The 15912-nt window shown below is 37.0% G+C and carries 14 protein-coding genes, 1 tRNA gene and 1 pseudogene; 8 read left to right on the top strand and 8 right to left on the bottom strand.

Annotated features, from left to right (window positions below):
- Positions 1 to 33: 33 nt before the first annotated feature.
- The 3 genes and pseudogenes from LN737_RS04465 to tgt all read right to left on the bottom strand — a co-directional run.
- A pseudogene (locus tag LN737_RS04465) lies at positions 34 to 174 on the bottom strand (polysaccharide biosynthesis/export family protein); the annotation flags it as partial.
- A complete protein-coding gene (locus LN737_RS04470; RefSeq protein WP_405516580.1) occupies positions 120 to 533 on the bottom strand; it encodes a hypothetical protein in 414 nt (137 codons plus the stop codon). The gene LN737_RS04470 and the pseudogene LN737_RS04465, both read right to left, overlap by 55 nt.
- 162 nt (positions 534 to 695) lie before the next feature.
- Entirely contained in the window at positions 696 to 1826 is a 1131-nt protein-coding gene (gene tgt, locus LN737_RS04475) for a tRNA guanosine(34) transglycosylase Tgt (RefSeq protein WP_405516582.1), read from the bottom strand.
- On the opposite strand from tgt, the gene LN737_RS04480 reads away from it, so the two are divergent.
- From LN737_RS04480 to LN737_RS04500, 5 genes are all read left to right on the top strand, one after another.
- Positions 1803 to 3143 (top strand): glycosyltransferase, encoded by a 1341-nt coding sequence (locus tag LN737_RS04480; RefSeq protein WP_405516584.1) that lies wholly within the window; start codon positions 1803 to 1805, stop codon positions 3141 to 3143. The two genes, tgt and LN737_RS04480, sit on opposite strands and share 24 nt — an antisense overlap.
- Before the next feature lie 101 nt (positions 3144 to 3244).
- Positions 3245 to 3874, top strand: coding sequence for a 16S rRNA (guanine(527)-N(7))-methyltransferase RsmG (gene rsmG, locus LN737_RS04485; protein ID WP_405516586.1), 630 nt, complete (start codon positions 3245 to 3247; stop codon positions 3872 to 3874).
- Between the two features lie 73 nt (positions 3875 to 3947).
- Positions 3948 to 4247 (top strand): hypothetical protein, encoded by a 300-nt coding sequence (locus LN737_RS04490; RefSeq protein ID WP_405516588.1) that lies wholly within the window; start codon positions 3948 to 3950, stop codon positions 4245 to 4247.
- Positions 4248 to 4368: 121 nt separating this feature from the next.
- Positions 4369 to 4442 (top strand) — tRNA-Asn (locus LN737_RS04495).
- 108 nt (positions 4443 to 4550) lie between these two features.
- Positions 4551 to 5249: a DUF4145 domain-containing protein gene (locus LN737_RS04500; RefSeq protein WP_405516590.1), complete on the top strand. Its 699-nt coding sequence runs from the start codon at positions 4551 to 4553 to the stop codon at positions 5247 to 5249.
- Here the strand turns inward: LN737_RS04500 and LN737_RS04505 are convergent.
- Complete coding sequence (locus tag LN737_RS04505; protein ID WP_405516592.1) at positions 5242 to 6633, bottom strand: HEPN domain-containing protein; 1392 nt, start codon at positions 6631 to 6633, stop codon at positions 5242 to 5244. The genes LN737_RS04500 and LN737_RS04505 overlap by 8 nt on opposite strands.
- Positions 6634 to 6928: 295 nt before the next feature.
- The gene (locus LN737_RS04510; protein ID WP_405516594.1) at positions 6929 to 8290 is read right to left on the bottom strand and encodes a DUF4041 domain-containing protein; all 1362 of its coding nucleotides are present in this window, start codon (positions 8288 to 8290) and stop codon (positions 6929 to 6931) included.
- 654 nt (positions 8291 to 8944) lie between these two features.
- On the opposite strand from LN737_RS04510, the gene LN737_RS04515 reads away from it, so the two are divergent.
- A complete protein-coding gene (locus LN737_RS04515) occupies positions 8945 to 10765 on the top strand; it encodes an AAA family ATPase (protein ID WP_405516596.1) in 1821 nt (606 codons plus the stop codon).
- Between the two features lie 310 nt (positions 10766 to 11075).
- On the opposite strand, the gene LN737_RS04520 is transcribed toward LN737_RS04515, so the two are convergent.
- From LN737_RS04520 to LN737_RS04530, 3 genes are all read right to left on the bottom strand, one after another.
- Positions 11076 to 12095: a DUF4145 domain-containing protein gene (locus LN737_RS04520; protein ID WP_405516598.1), complete on the bottom strand. Its 1020-nt coding sequence runs from the start codon at positions 12093 to 12095 to the stop codon at positions 11076 to 11078.
- Positions 12096 to 12294: 199 nt separating this feature from the next.
- Complete coding sequence (locus LN737_RS04525; protein WP_405516599.1) at positions 12295 to 12615, bottom strand: helix-turn-helix domain-containing protein; 321 nt, start codon at positions 12613 to 12615, stop codon at positions 12295 to 12297.
- Between the two features lie 56 nt (positions 12616 to 12671).
- Positions 12672 to 13001, bottom strand: coding sequence for a hypothetical protein (locus tag LN737_RS04530; RefSeq protein WP_405516601.1), 330 nt, complete (start codon positions 12999 to 13001; stop codon positions 12672 to 12674).
- 940 nt (positions 13002 to 13941) lie between these two features.
- Between LN737_RS04530 and LN737_RS04535 the strand changes: the two genes are divergently transcribed.
- Both LN737_RS04535 and LN737_RS04540 read left to right on the top strand, forming a co-directional pair.
- Positions 13942 to 15171, top strand: a complete 1230-nt coding sequence (locus tag LN737_RS04535; RefSeq protein WP_405516603.1) for a hypothetical protein — start codon at positions 13942 to 13944, stop codon at positions 15169 to 15171.
- Between the two features lie 26 nt (positions 15172 to 15197).
- Positions 15198 to 15857, top strand: a complete 660-nt coding sequence (locus tag LN737_RS04540) for a hypothetical protein (protein ID WP_405516605.1) — start codon at positions 15198 to 15200, stop codon at positions 15855 to 15857.
- Positions 15858 to 15912: the final 55 nt, after the last annotated feature.

The following is a 15912-nucleotide window of genomic DNA, read 5'->3' on the forward strand; positions in this document are numbered from 1 at the left end:
CTCCGCCTGTTCGATGGTTAGCCCATTTACGTAGATCGGGCTGAGGTTTTCCAGACGAATACTACCTTCCGGGCTGACCTTAGGCCGGTACGTTTGCTGGGCATTGCCATATACATCAATTATAAGCTCATCGTCGGGGCCGATAATATAATTACGGGGGGTTGGAATACGCAGATTCGGTTCAAACGATAAGTTAGTATTGGCAAATAGCGACGCGCCAAAAACAGGCGGAGAAGTTGAAACAGGTACGACTGGCGGGACAGGAGTGGGGGCTGTTCGCGAACTACATTCGTTTCGGCAGTCGCAGCCGATTTATTAGCAGCAGGCCGCAATTGGCTAATGCGCTGACGCATTCGGTTTATGTCGATGGGTGTAAAGCCACGTGATATCGCCAGGGCTTCCATCTGCCCGTCGGCCATACCACTAGCCTGCGCCTGCTGCACAAACTGCTGTACCTGCTCATCGGTTAGGCTGCTTACCGACTGGGCTGGTGCTGTTTTACTAAAAAGAGCGCACAATAAGGCAATTGTCAATGTTCGGCAAAGGGGGCTGCCAGTCAATACCACTATCGAAAATATAAGCTACGGTTGAATCTGTGAATCAGACGCAGGTAAGACGGATAAGTATAAAAAAAGTCTCCAAAATTTATAATTTGGAGACTTAAATAAAAGGACATAAACGCCCAATGAGTTGAGTTATAATCGCTGCATTAGTCGGCTAACTATTCCGTTTTTCCAGGCAATGAAATCACCCGCTGCAATATGAACCCGTGCCTGTCGGACAAGCCATAAATAGAATGTCAGGTTATGAAGGCTGGCGATCTGCGCACCCAGCAGCTCTTCAGCTTTGAACAAATGCCTGAGGTAAGCTTTTGAATAGAACGTACTGGCGTAGCCGCCTAAGTCCGGATCAATGGGGGTGAAATCGCGGCTCCATTTCTCATTTTTCATGTTCATAATACCCTGCGTTGTAAACAGTAATCCGTGTCGGGCGTTACGTGTCGGCATGACGCAGTCGAACATATCCACGCCCAACGCAATGGCTTCCAGGATATTAGCCGGTGTGCCCACGCCCATTAAATAACGGGGTTTATCGACTGGCAGGATGCTATTGACCAACTCAATTGTAGTATACATTTCTTCCGCAGGTTCACCAACGGCCAACCCCCCAATGGCATTCCCCTCGCGTTCTTTGCTGGCAATTACCTCTGCCGACTGCCGACGTAAATTAGCATAGGTACTACCCTGTACAATCGGAAACAGGGTCTGGCGGTAACCGTACCGCCCTTCGGTTTCGTCGAAGCGCGTAATGCATCGGTCGAGCCAGCGGTGTGTCATTTCCATCGACTGGCGGGCGTAATCATACTCACAGGGGTAGGGCGTACATTCGTCAAACGCCATGATAATATCGGCGCCAATCGTCCGTTGAATGTCCATAACACCTTCGGGCGTAAACGTATGTTTCGACCCATCGATATGGGATTTGAACGTAACGCCTTCCTCCTTAATCTTACGGGTATTTGAGAGCGAATACACCTGATACCCACCTGAATCAGTGAGAATGGGCCGTTGCCAGCCATTAAAAGCATGTAAGCCACCCGCCTGCTGTAATACATCAAGACCCGGCCGCAGATACAAATGATACGTATTTCCCAGAATAATTTCGGCATTAATGTCGGTTTCAAGCTCGCGTTGGTGAACCGCCTTTACGGTGCCCGCCGTGCCAACCGGCATGAAAATTGGTGTCTGAATTGTCCCATGATCGGTTGTTAGCGTACCTGTTCGCGCCTTCGACTGGGGATCATGGAAGGTAATCGAAAATGTCATTCGGCAAAGATACAGGGGAAAAAGCAGGAAGGGAATAAATGGAAGAAAGGACAACCCCAGCAGTTGATCATTTTGCGTTCTTCCTTTGCTCTTTCTTCGACTGACTACCGCCTTTTCTCTATCTTTGCCCGAAATTTTTCAGTCTGCTTTGTGATTATACCCCTGCTGATCCTCTGGCTATTGGTCGTCAGTATTCAGCTTATTTTTATTCTGTTTATTTATTCTCAAACGGCTTTCTATCGCCAATCGACACGTCATAACGATGACCCACGACCTGGTGTCAGCATCGTGGTTTGTGCGCGTAATGAACTGGAAAATCTAAAGGAACTGCTCCCGCTGCTCGATGCGCAGCAGTATCCCGATTTTGAAGTGCTGGTTATGGATGATCGATCAACCGATGGAACGCATCTATTTTTGAAAAATGAGATCAGCGATCTCTCTCATGTCCGTTTTATCCGGGTCGACAAGGAGCATGAGCACGTAACATCGAAAAAATACGCGTTGACCATTGCGCTGAAAAAAGTGATGTACCCGACCGTACTGCTCACCGATGCCGACTGTCGCCCGGCAACCGCCGACTGGCTGGCTGGCATGGTATTTCCGTTGAATAATCCCAATAAGGCAATCGTTCTGGGTTTTTCGCCTTATGAACACCGCCCCGGCTTGCTGAATTTTCTGATTCGATCCGAGACGCTGTTTACGGCTGTGCAATATTTCTCGCTGGCGTTAGCCGGTCGGCCTTACATGGGTGTAGGGCGTAATCTGGCCTATCGGACCCGCGTATTTTTTGATAACCGGGGATTTTATTCACACATCAACGTAGTGGGTGGCGATGATGACCTGTTCATGAATGAAGTTGCTAAAGGCGCAAATACAGCTATATGCCTTGATCCGGCAGCGTTTACATGGTCGAAGCCGAAAGAAACCTGGGCCGAGTGGCGGGCCCAAAAACAGCGGCATCTGAATGTTGGTAAATACTATAAGCCCGGTCATAAAATTCGACTTGGCCTGCTGGTCGGTTCGCACGTATTAAGTTGGTTCCTGGCTCTGATTGTTGGATTAATTGTGCTGGAATACAAACTACAGCATGATTCGTTTACCGCTGATGAATGGCTACTTTTGCTGACGGGAACAGGTGCATTCATTTTTCGATGGATAGCTTTCTGGGCAATTGTGGGACGTATTAGCTACCGGCTAAGCCATACCCTTCATTGGGCTATTGTACCCGTTATTGACATTTTGTTAGCCATTTATTATGGTCTGGCAGGGGCAATGACAATCGTTACAAAGCGTAAAAAGCGGCTTTACTGGCGATAATGGGTAAGGAATACGTAAAACGAAGGAAAGATCACACGGAGTAGACGGGTACGTACCATCTAGTCATTACATATTGTTCATTACCCATTGTACATTACTACATGGATATCAATCTTTTAACTAAATATTTCCCTAGGCTAACGGCCGAGCAGAAAGAGCGCTTCGCAGCGCTGGATGGGCTTTACCGGGACTGGAACGCCAAAATCAACGTTATTTCGCGGCAGGATATCGACTCACTTTACGAAAAGCATGTGCTTCATTCGTTAAGTATTGGCAAAATTGTGCAGTTCAAGCCTGGTACTGAAATCCTGGATGTAGGCACAGGGGGTGGTTTTCCGGGAATTCCGTTGGCCATCCTGTTTCCCATGGCCGATTTTCATCTGGTTGATAGTATTGGTAAGAAAATCAAAGTAGTGCAGGAAGTTTCTGATGCGCTTGGTCTGAAAAACGTTAAGGCTGAGCAGATTCGCGTTGAACAATTAAATACGACCTATGATTTTGTTGTAAGCCGGGCAGTTACCCGTCTGAAACCCTTTTTAGGGTGGGTACGCTATAAGATTCATAAAGCGGGTAACAACGACCGACCTAATGGAGTTTTATACCTTAAAGGAGGAGATCTCACCGAAGAACTGGCCGAAGTAACTGAGCGCTATCGGATTTATGAGCTTTCGGACTATTTCGAAGAACCTTTTTTTGAAACGAAAAAAGTAATTTACGTACCAAAGAAGTAATCTGTTGGGTTTTTGTCTCAATGCTGGCAACCTTTCCAAACGGATTGCCCAACTCACTGATCAAAAAATAGATATGGAAAAATTTCGCAGTAGTAGTTTTAAAGACCCGCTTAATCCTGACGTGGTTGAGTTCAATGATAAAGGCGTTACGTTTAGCACTCGAAAGCTGATTGGAGGTACCGATAATTTTGTGTTCTATTCCGACATCTCAGGGGTTGAAATTGAAAATGGCATGTTTTTTTCCAATATCCACGTCATTCCCCGCGCCCGGCCGGAGATTATTATCCGAAACTTTTCGAAAGGCGACGCGCGTCGGATCAAAGAATTGATTTTGCAGAACGTACCGAGTAATCGCCCTGATCCACTACGGTAGTTTTTTGACGTGATTCGCACTTGATTGTCATCCTGTTAGCGGGAATGATGACAGGGACCGCTATTTTTTTGGTGTTACTGCTTGCGTAATATCGAGAATTGCGCTACTTTTGCCCCACGATTCCCGAATAGCTCAGTCGGTTAGAGCATCTGACTGTTAATCAGAGGGTCGCTGGTTCGAGCCCAGCTTCGGGAGCCTGAAAATCAAGCACTTACAAATTATTTGTAAGTGCTTTTTTTGTTTCTGTGCAATGTAATGTGCAATGTATATACACAATCACATCAACTTTAAAATGAATTAACAATGAGCGATTTTTCTTGGACCTGCCCTTACTGTCAGCATATGTCGGTTATTACTGATGGCCAGAGATCAACTTCATACCACGATTTTAATAATAACAATGAGAATGGACTCTTGACTTTGAGAAGTACTATCATTGTTTGTCCAAATCCTGAATGTAAACAGTATACAGTATCAGTTGACATCTTTCGAAGAGTACAAGCTAATTCGCGAAGCCTGCCCCAGATAGTAGAAAATCCATTGTATAGTTGGTTGGTTAAGCCACAGTCGCGTGCCAAATCTTTTCCTAGCTATATACCTCAGGTAATAACTAGGGATTACGAAGAGGCATGTTTGATATGCAACTTAAGCCCCAAAGCTTCCGCTACACTTTCTCGTCGCTGTCTTCAAGGAATTATTCGTGATTTCTGGGGAATATCTAAGAATCGTTTGATTGATGAAATCGCAGAAATTCAAGACAAAGTTGATCCACTTACTTGGCAAGCTATTGACGCCATTAGAAAGATAGGCAATATAGGTGCACATATGGAAAAGGATATTAATATAATTGTTGATGTAGAACCTCAAGAAGCAAAGCTGTTGATTGCACTAATTGAGGTATTATTTAAAGATTGGTATATAGCCAGGTATGAAAGAGAACAGCATCTACAGACAATTATAAATGTTGCGGCATCAAAAGAAGTAGTTAGGAAGTCTATTTGATGTAATTTCTAAATCGACTGGATGTTTTGAGAGCATTATCTATAATACTTCCTTCGGGTATTACTTCGCTAATAACAGTTACAAATAGCAAAGCAAGTGCTCTCTCGCTAAGATGATATAGGTCAATGGAGTGTAAAATGCCACTTTTCCCGCTTTCATCTAAGTGAGTTAAATAGTTTCTATTTTCTGTAACCTGCCATATAAATGTCTTTTTCTTGCCGATAATTGACTGCAACGAAGGAATATTTCTTTGTCTCTCTATTAATTCGCCTAATCTCTCTTTAAGGGTAGGCTCATTACCATACTTCAATCTGCCTTCAACAAAACTGCGATCTTCTTCACTATTTAATTGGCAGATTACTTGATTTTTATAAGCTTCATAATCCTCGCTAGGCATTTTTTCATTCCGAACTCTTTTGCGGTGAAATGCTTCCAACGCTTGAATAATATCTTTAAAATGGAACTCACTAAACGCAATATCTCGCCCCATATTTTCCGATAAAATCTGTATTACAGCCTCAATTGATTGATAAAGAGAAAACCAGTGAGTAAGTACATCAGGCATGCACTTTTTAAGATCGGGATAAGTGAATAGTAACTGGTCAGGCCTTTCTGGCTTTTTAATAACTCTCTGCTTCTTTGAATAAAGAATAACCTCCTGCCTAATCTTAGTACCATCACTTAATATTCTATCAATTAAATTCTCATGAAAATAACTTACTTTTTCAATATCATGTGGATAGCCAGTTGTTACAGTTAGCCAGTTAAGAAAACGTTGAATATATTCCCATAATTCTATATGGGTTAAATCATCCCCAATTGTTTGAATGGAGATAGAAGCCCAATGAGTTAGTTTTATACTTTCTGAATAGGTAGAAGGAATACTATAACTGCTATGAAACCTTATCTTACCAAAGACTTTTTCATCAATAGGTATATCTATATCATCAGGTTTTGTATAGCTGAAAGTTACCGACAGGCCGGGTGTTTGTGAATTATTAATTCGTATTCCAGAGCTATCTAACCAAAGAAATAGGGGCCTAACTCTTAATACGATTTCAGTGAAATATATAGCTGAGGGATCAAGTTCATGACAACCAACAAAAGCTTTATTAACATACCAAGTAGCACTGTAACTGCCACCCCAACTTGAACCCGTTCTAAAACAGGAATATAAAGTAATTGGAACCCCATCTCTCGATTCACCTAAAATAATATCAGCTTTGCTTAATTCTAATTCAAATGTTTCTTCATTACCCTCAAGAGGCTCTTCAATCTCTAGTTGAATTCCTTTAAGTGGATCACAGGTTAACGTTCCATGAACTTTCTTAGTAGTATCTGAAGTTAAAAACCATTTACCTCTAATTACTGTAGTTTCTATCATTACTGAAAGTACAAAGTATGTTTATTTAAATAATAAGGTTAGGTAATAGCAAACTTTCAGGCTCATACATTATACCTGACTCACCTTCATTAACGAAGGTGCCAAGGTGCCAGACCCCCTATATAAGCTTTGGCAGTTGGCACCATGCCAAACAAGGTGCTAAAGGGATTTTGACAGGGTTGCATTACTTTTGCAAATCTTCATATAGCTTTCTGGCGACAGTCAGAAAGCTACTAATCTACTGAACGGGCTGAAATAAAATTATAGTATTTGACATTATATTCTATACTGTTTGTCAGATTAGGCTACTCAGGAATTCTTCTGCTATAATCTGATCGACGCTCATTGGCTCTGCTTGGGAATTAAGCTTATCAATAATTGCCAATGTTTCTCTGTACTCCATTGCTTCGGGTAATTTGACAAATTCCGCTTCGAACCCTAAGTCTTTATTTTTTTTCTCTATCTCGTCCAGTGTAACGTTAAAGAATTCTTTACGATAATTTAGCATGTTAACCTTTTTACCGGAAAAAGCTTTGTGTAACCCGTTTTCGAGCGTCCTGGCTTCATCAGAATATATCATTGCATGAATGTCGAACTGGAATGGGACTGAAGCGTCGCCTAATTCACGAACTCGGTCTAAAGGTTCTAAACGTCTTGTCATTCCAATTTTATAAACATTTTCTCCAAAAGAGCCGATATTCGAAATTACATAAACATGGCCACGTTTAGTTTGCTGAGCCATTGATAATGCTCTTTCCTTTTTTTCCTGTGCTTCCCTTAGTTCTTGTTCTAACTTTACTATTTGAGATTGCAGCTTATCGTATTTGGCACCAGTAGATAATTCAATTTCTTTTCTTGCTTTTTCTAATGCCTTTTGATAATTAGCCTCCTCTTTTTCTGCTTCCCTTTGCGCTTGTTCAAATTCTCTTCTTGCTTTCTCTTCCTCTCGTAATTCTTCCTGAATTGCCCTCATTTCTTCCTTTTCCTGCTGCCTTTTCAATTGATACTCATGCTCCAGGACAAGTTCTTTTTGTTTCAAGTCAAGGTATTGCCTGCTAATATGAACTTTAAATCCTTCTCCTAACTTATTTATGGCATCGAATAACTTTAGTATTCGTTCCTTCATCTGATTAATGTTATTCCATTTTACCTTTGCAATCAAAACATCACTTTCGCCATTAAACGCCCTTAACATCAACTTTTTATAAACTTTTACAACAGCCTTACCTTTAGCCTCGCTACCTTCAACTGACCATTGAGCATTACAGATGGCAGCTGTGTCCCCACTAATCATCGACTTTTGACGCTCTATAATTCTGTTTTGCTCAGCTCTGTACTCATCGGATTTTTCAAAGTCGTATACAGGCTCGTAAATCCCAAATTCTATCAAGTCTAACTTTGACTCGAAAAGGCTAACTTCTTTTCGTAACTTGGTATAGGTATCTAAAGCAATCTTATAGTCAGAGTTTAAGGCGTTAAGTTTTTCTTCAGAGGTTATAATTTCGGAGTTTTTTGAACTAATTATTTGCTCTAACTCATTTTGTTGTTTAGCAACTTCAGTTTCGATATCAATAATTGCCTGATAGCGGTTAAGTTGTAAATTAAGTTTTTTAATCTCTTCAAGCTCCTTTTTCTTTAAAAAATCAAATAGTCCCATTGTCGTCTTTGCTTAGTTTGTTGTGTATAAATCGATTCTTTGCCAACCAATAAATTTGTACAACATAAATTAATTAGTCAGCTCTCTATTCTACATTCGTGAGGATGTACATGTATTACCTGTTATGATACCATCAGTGCTCAATCGCAAATCTTACACGGCACATAGCCTATATTTCGGGCCTCACTCACACTAACCCGGCTAACACCTGACCGGCAATGGTTCAAACCATGACATCCATAGCTGTAATAAGCATAAGCGCTTCGGCTACCGCAAATCAATACCGTTACTTCAACGGGTGGCTGTTTGGGCTGCTTTCAGTAATGGGTTCTTGTGGCTACCCCCTGCCCAAAGACAGTAGCGGTAGTTAGAAAGTAAATGTAGCTACGTATGAACAAATGTTCCATAGGGGCAAAGGAATCACTGGTAAACAGCTACTGATTTATTTTAAATGAAAAAAAGTTATTTATTAAGCGGTGATAACAATCAAGTATCTATTTTTTATAAGTTTATGTTTGTTAAATGTAGGTTAGAGGCTGTCAACAAGCCAAAAACACTTTAATGCTTAAGCTAAAGAACGGAATACTTTTTCTTTCCTTCTAAGGCTACTTCTTTTTAGTAATAAAGTCAATTGCAATTTCTACATATAAAAGTATGGACATCAAAATCGTAAGTAACAGTGGTGTATTAACATCTTTTTCCTGGAACAATATTCCAAAAATGGCTATTATAACTGGAGCTAACGGCGTTGGGAAATCTGCTTTGCTGGAACACATTTATAATCTGCTTAAACCTAATAATTTTTCAAGTAGCAAGATGTATTTGCAGGACATAGCTACTTCCAATATCAGTTATAATGGACATAATAATTTTTATGATTATAACGCCTTATTAAAAAAGTCATCAGATTACCAATTTGAAAATAAAGCAATAAAAGCAACAGAAGTACCTTATATGACTCAAAAGAGGCATACACAATTTAATTTATATCTTAATACTGGTATTGACGAAGATCTTCCAGAACGAGTAATCGATACTTTTAATCAAATAATAGAAACGTTGAATATTAGTTCTGGAGAAATTAGCTTACATGACTTTGAGGTATATTATCATGAACCCATTGAAACATCTTTTGAAAATGTCACATCAAGTCTTGAACTACTTTTTATCAGCTATTATCGTGACATAAAAGACAAAAAAAGTAAAGGAATTGAAATAAATTCATCTATACAGACTCCCTGGGAAGAAATTAATTATGTATTGAAGGAGGCTGAATTTCCTTATATGTTTTTCAGTCCTACTGACGAAGAGTTTTACTCCTCAGGCTTCACGCTTAGATTAGTAGACTCAAATAATAATATTATACACCTTAATAATTTATCCTCTGGAGAGAAAGTTATTATAACACTTGTACTTTATTTGTTTGTCGCAAAAAGACGAGGCAGGCTTCCGAAAATAATGTTATTGGACGAGCCTGATGCACATCTTCATCCTCAATTAACAAGTTATTTTCTTAATGTAGTTAAAAAGTCATTTGTTGAAACATATGATATTACCGTAATTATAACAACTCACTCTCCATCAACAATTGCATTAATTGACAATGAGAAGTATTTATTTGAAATGTCGAAAAATCCTTCATCTATAAAGCCAATTTCTAAAAACCGGGCGATTTCCATGCTAACTGCCGGATTAGTTTTTGTTAGCGATTCGACAAAATATGTATTTGTAGAAGACGAAGATGATGTAATTTTTTATACAAAACTATATAAACGATATATTGAGCAAAATTTATTAAATAGTAATATTCCTTTAATTTTTATTGCGGCATCCACCCCAACTAAATCAGGAGGTAAAATAAAAGTGAAGGAATGGACTGAAAAAATTAAATCATTAAATTCACAGTTTAATGGGCTTATAGACAAAGATTTTGATAATGATTCTGAAACCTCTGCGGTCGATTATTCAATGCTAAATATTTTACATAGATACAGCATTGAGAATTACTGGGCGGATCCTTTAAGTATTTTCTCTTTAGGTTTGATACAAGGTTTTGCACCAGAAATAAATGGTGTTAATATTAGTAAAGGCGATGAGTATTCACTGAAATACCTTCCCAAAAAGATTTTACAATCAATTATCGAAAGAATATGCTCTTTATTACTACCTGAAATTAAGAAGCATTTCTTATCGGACTTTAATACTTCCGAAGAGCAAACTATATCTGTAAAATATTACGTAAGAAAAAGCTCCCTAATAAATGAAGAGAGTTTAAACGATACTATTGATTTAAATTATCCATCATGGATACTTAAAAGAAGAGGAAAGGATATTATTAATACCTTATATCGTAAAGCTTTTCCGAATTCTAAACATCTAACAAGAAACTATATAATCGAATCATTTGATAGAAGCCAATTTTTGCCAGCGGATATTTTAAAGATATTTCAACATATTCAAAATAAATCTGCTTAGATATATTTTACAAAAACTATCTTAAATTCTTGAAAGTAATGTTTGACTTGGTTGCAATAAACGCTTAAGCTATTCAGTTCAAATAATTTAACACTTTTTTTATAAACAGGCAAGAATCCTTATACACAATAATCTTGCCAGTAATTTAATACACATTATGTAAAGTTTCTATCCTGTCAGCAAGGGCGCTAAATGGATATTGAATTATATGTTGAGTACTTTGCAGCTTTTAGCAATATCATTATTTTTCGTATGTGTGCCGTCTTGTATGCATGTTCTTTTGATTTTCCTCTTGGTAGTTATTTATTAGTTATAATATATTAAGAAGAGTTTTTTTAGATCTTTTCAGTCTTCTTTGCTCTAATTGCATACCGTTAACCGGAATTTCATAAACATTATCAAGTACGTGCTCGATTATCTTAATTGCTATTATAAGATCATTTTTATATGGAGCATAAAGTTCATGAACAGACTCATTACCTAAAAATCTATGCTCATGTAATACGTCTGCGCTTTGCTTTGTTAAAAATCCTTTTTGATAAAGACCAATTATTTTACCGCGTAAATCTTTTTGTTTTTTTATATTTTTTAACCCTGTTTTTTTAGCGATAATCTCTTCTTCGCCAAATTTTATATCATTTTCATTACACAGCCCTTCAACTAAATCCCTTAAGCCAGCTCCGCAAAGTGTAAGAAGGTCATTATTAAAACAATCAATAGTTTCTCTATATACTCTTCGTAAGTTATAGGGCACGTTCGAAAAAACTTTTTCAGGCCAAGTTTCAACCGACCGCTTAGGATATACTAGCTCAGTTACAATATTATTATGTTCTTCATCATAATCTTCCGAATTTGATTTTTCAATTCTGAAAGATAAGTTTTCACATCCGAGACATTCTATTATCTGTTCTTCATCACACCAATAAATCCAGTCGCCATCCCCCATATCTCCTTTGTCATTCCTTTTAATAGAAAAAAGTACTCTGTGTTTAGTTATATTTTTGCAATTTGAGCAGAGCACTTTTATTAACACAGGTTTTGGCACTTGATTAGTCGTTTCAGATTCATCATACATAATTCGTTGGCTTTTACTTTCCTTTATATAGCATCTTGTACTATCCATTTTTACCATACGTACAGCATGGTCCCTATCAAAAAATCCTAATTCTTTATGTTCTCCTGTTTCTTCAATCCAAATTAAAGTAACAGCGTCGCCTTCATCTAGTACTTTCCATAGATTTCTTAAATTCTGATATTCGGGCGTAGTTTCCCAAGTATTTCTTGAGATGTTTCTTATTTCCTCTGTCTGCTTATGCTGAATTTTCATCATGATATTACTATAACTACACATTTTTTCAGCGCTTTTCCAAATTTGGTATTGAACGCCTTATTGTCTAATAACAATCGTAGATCGGTTTCATAATTTTTTAGGAAAAAAAAACTGTATTATAATAATCTCAAAAAGCAATCTACTCTATTGACTATACGGCTTATAGAAAAACTAAATACCCGATTAACGCTATATTGTTTTATAACCGTTTCCGCTGAACCACTCTTCCTGTCTCAAGCCAATCATCAATTATACTTTTAGTGTACCAACGTGAACCACCTTTTTTAAATGACTCCAGACCAAGCGTTCGGTAATACCGGAGGGTATCAACGTCTTTACCTAAATATTCCGCTGCCTGGTCTTCAGGCATTGGCTTGTTCCGTTCAACTTCCAGCATAAGCGTTGCTTCGCGCTGCCTACCCCTTTCCAATTCTATACGGCAATCGTTCAGCGTGTCAATTATGTCTGTGAATAAACTTTCATCAATGGCGATGAGGGTACGAGTTGAAGCGTCTTTCATAAGGAAGTGTAAAAGGGCAAGCCAAGCATGTATATGAGCCTGGCTTGCCTGATGTTTTAAAGTGCAGTTATTAACTTATCACCAAATACCTCATCAGTCAGATCTTTAATGTATTCCCGATTTTCAGGCCGGTTATACGTTCTAAAAAAGCATTCCAAGGCATTAAACAACGTATTCGTTTCCTCCAGGCAATCTACCTCATTGAAGAAGTTAGTTTTCAAGAAACCCTGCTGGAGGTTGAAAAGAATAGAGTTCGCGAACGAAGGGCTAACTCTTGCAAATAAGTTACAGATTGCTTCATTGCATTCTTGTGCTGCCGTTTGCTCAAAGGTGTTCTGAGCGGTTGCAATGGTGTTGAGGGTGGTGTACTTTTGTCCCGTGTTCATTTTAATTGAAAGTTAGAGTGTTACACATTGCCCCTCTGCTGGTCCGTCGAAAGTTCAGCTTTGGGGCTTTTTTATATCAACTAGTCACATATAGTCGGGCAACCTTTCGGTGATATATCGCCTTTTTTGTTACTAATGGATTAAGCAAATCTATAATATGTGAATATATCCTGCAAGGGAAAAGCAAAATAAATTTAATGTTAATTATCTGATAATCAATATTTTATGGAATTTTCCATATACAGTTTATAGGATTATATGGAAGTCTATCATTCTAATTTATTAAAAATGAGATGATTAGTTTTTGGCTTATTTATTATACCATAACCATTATAGTTATCAAGCAGTACTCACTATTGTTTTTACTATTAATTTGATTTCAACTTATAGTAAGTTTTTTATTTGAAAATCAAACACTCAGATAGAGATTAACTAAATATTATATTAGGGATGTCGTTATAAATATTCTACAATTTTTATCTCAGTTACTATTACAAATGAATATGTATTCGTATACAGGTAAATGTAGTGAAGGACTAGGCTTTCATAACTTCTTCTCAGTTAGATCTCTGACTTTCTTAGCTTAACGTATCTTTTGTCTTAATCATAATCTGCAATCTGATACTGACCAATTTGAATTATTTTATAAAACTTTTAACGAGATTCTTATCTGCTACTCTAATTCAATAAACTACCAATATATATTATTATATGTTTATACTTTATTGAAAATACGGGAAATTTCCCGTATTTTATTACATATTTATTGCTAAAATTTGTAGGATTTTTCATATAAACTTAGACATGTAAGTTTATATTTTTTACAATTTATAGTACAAAACTATAAATATGATGTATTTATTATAGAAAAAAGCAGATTTTTGTAAAATAAGTATAAATAATTAAAAATATGATACATTTATATATATCATTCAATAGAATGGTCTCTTTTAGAGTATTTATGCTTTTGGTAGTAACAACTCTACATTTAAATAACATTGAGGCTAGACCCCCACGATTTAGAATTTGGAGGCGTGTTCCACCTGTACATGTACCTCCTAGAATTAAAATACCAGACCTTACTTTATCAGGTGTTGCCTTATCTGCAGGTGCCATTGATATCCTGTCAAAAGTGACCACACATGCTGACGATGTGCATAATCCCATATTGTCAGTCCTTACTGACGCTGAAGGAAAGTTTCATGCATATAAATCTAGTAATGGGAAAGCATCTGAAGTTAATATAAGCTCTATCGGAGATAGACAAGAATTTGTTGTCACAGATAATCCAGATTTATGCAAAAGAGTAGATGAATTTAATTTGCAAAATATAACTGATAACATTGTATTTACAAAGGATGGGCATTATTTTGAATATAATATCAATAATAAATACTTATATATAGACGACAAACTAACAGTAAGGATTCACAACACTGATAATATAACCAATGCGCTTAAACTAAGTGATTACAAGCTACAAGCTAATTTCTTTAAGATAATAACAAATGCAGCAGACAAAAGCCAAGATAGAATATTGCACTCAAAATTATCTGATCTGAGCACTAATAATAACGTTCAGTATAATATTATAGACAATTCTAATGCTGAAGAAATTTTTAATGACGATGATAAATATCCTTTATTTATAAGCCACCACGAAAACTATGAATTTTGGCAAAAAGATATGTATGGGAATCCTGTGCCTAATACAATCCTTCGTAAGCAGGATATAGATAATTTTGTTAAAACAAACCCATACATGATCTTTCTAGGATGCAATACAGATTTTTATGGATCTGGAGGCTTAGATAATTTTATACTGGATACAAAAATTATAGATAATTTAAATAATGCTTTTAGCAAGGAGGATATGTTAAGTTTTCTTTGTGAGATTGGCAGCAAAGATGTGCATTTCGTTATTGATGACTTTTTAACAGATAATTTATTGAATAGAATCAATATTCAAATTTATAAAGAAGTAAACACAGCAAATGGCACAAGTTCTGTGGTAGTTATAGGCACAATGGTTGTTTATATAAACGATTCTCCAGAGTCTAAGCCAGGTTCTTTATGGATGCCAGTAATAGCGAGTGGAAGTGCCTTGACAGGATTAACACTATTTTTTAGAAATCGGGCGCGTAAACGTTACCTAGTTAAAAGGCAATAATTACATAATTACTAATTATCAACTTTATGGCGATGCAAAGTATAGCCAATGACATCAATTTGGGTAACATTATTACTCTACTTGATAGATACGATAAACAAGCTTTAATTGATGTTAAAAACGATTTTAAAAGTAAGCTCTCTGAACATGAGCTTGACGTAATTATAACTGGCTCTAAAAAACAAGGAGTTCAAGATATACAAATAATTGAAGAACCTACTAAATGGCTACTTAAATTAGAATTGGCATTTAAAGGCTTAAATATTATTAAAGAAAGGATAGAACCCAATGTAAACCATTTAAACACAAGGCTTAAAAGAGCAAAAAAGATTAAGTTCTTTAATAAGATACTATCAGGTATTTCTTCAGGTACTAGTATAATTACATTACTGGTATTAGTATTTGGAAAAGCAGATAAAGCTATTATAGTTGGTATAATTAATTTAGTGACTACAATATCGGTATCATTTGCAAACTATTATGAGACAGGAGTTCTAGGAGACAATGATTTAATTGTAGATTCATATAAAAAGCTTGGAGAATTGATTGGCAATGTTAATTCGATATCATTTAAGTACTCAATTTATAAAGATGATACTGAAGCTGCTAAAAAATTAATCGCTGACATAGAAATAACGGCTAGCCAACTTATTGATTTAGAAAGTCGAATTTTTTTGCAATCATGAAAAAAGCCTTTTTATTAAAGGCTCGTTCTTCTATATTAGAAGAGTTTAAATAATA

Source organism: Spirosoma sp. KNUC1025, assembly GCF_045160025.1.
Taxonomy (GTDB): Bacteria; Bacteroidota; Bacteroidia; order Cytophagales; family Spirosomataceae; genus Spirosoma.

Coding starts and splice junctions, on each gene's coding strand:
- LN737_RS04490 (WP_405516588.1), top strand. CDS start 3,948: ATGGAAAAATTTCGCAGTAGTAGTTTTAAAGACCCGCTTAATCCTGAC.
- LN737_RS04535 (WP_405516603.1), top strand. CDS start 13,942: ATGGTCTCTTTTAGAGTATTTATGCTTTTGGTAGTAACAACTCTACAT.
- LN737_RS04480 (WP_405516584.1), top strand. CDS start 1,803: ATGGAAGGTAATCGAAAATGTCATTCGGCAAAGATACAGGGGAAAAAG.
- tgt (WP_405516582.1), bottom strand. CDS start 1,826: ATGACATTTTCGATTACCTTCCATGATCCCCAGTCGAAGGCGCGAACA.
- LN737_RS04530 (WP_405516601.1), bottom strand. CDS start 13,001: ATGAACACGGGACAAAAGTACACCACCCTCAACACCATTGCAACCGCT.
- LN737_RS04520 (WP_405516598.1), bottom strand. CDS start 12,095: ATGATGAAAATTCAGCATAAGCAGACAGAGGAAATAAGAAACATCTCA.
- LN737_RS04510 (WP_405516594.1), bottom strand. CDS start 8,290: ATGGGACTATTTGATTTTTTAAAGAAAAAGGAGCTTGAAGAGATTAAA.
- LN737_RS04515 (WP_405516596.1), top strand. CDS start 8,945: ATGGACATCAAAATCGTAAGTAACAGTGGTGTATTAACATCTTTTTCC.
- LN737_RS04540 (WP_405516605.1), top strand. CDS start 15,198: ATGGCGATGCAAAGTATAGCCAATGACATCAATTTGGGTAACATTATT.
- LN737_RS04505 (WP_405516592.1), bottom strand. CDS start 6,633: ATGATAGAAACTACAGTAATTAGAGGTAAATGGTTTTTAACTTCAGAT.
- rsmG (WP_405516586.1), top strand. CDS start 3,245: ATGGATATCAATCTTTTAACTAAATATTTCCCTAGGCTAACGGCCGAG.
- LN737_RS04500 (WP_405516590.1), top strand. CDS start 4,551: ATGAGCGATTTTTCTTGGACCTGCCCTTACTGTCAGCATATGTCGGTT.
- LN737_RS04525 (WP_405516599.1), bottom strand. CDS start 12,615: ATGAAAGACGCTTCAACTCGTACCCTCATCGCCATTGATGAAAGTTTA.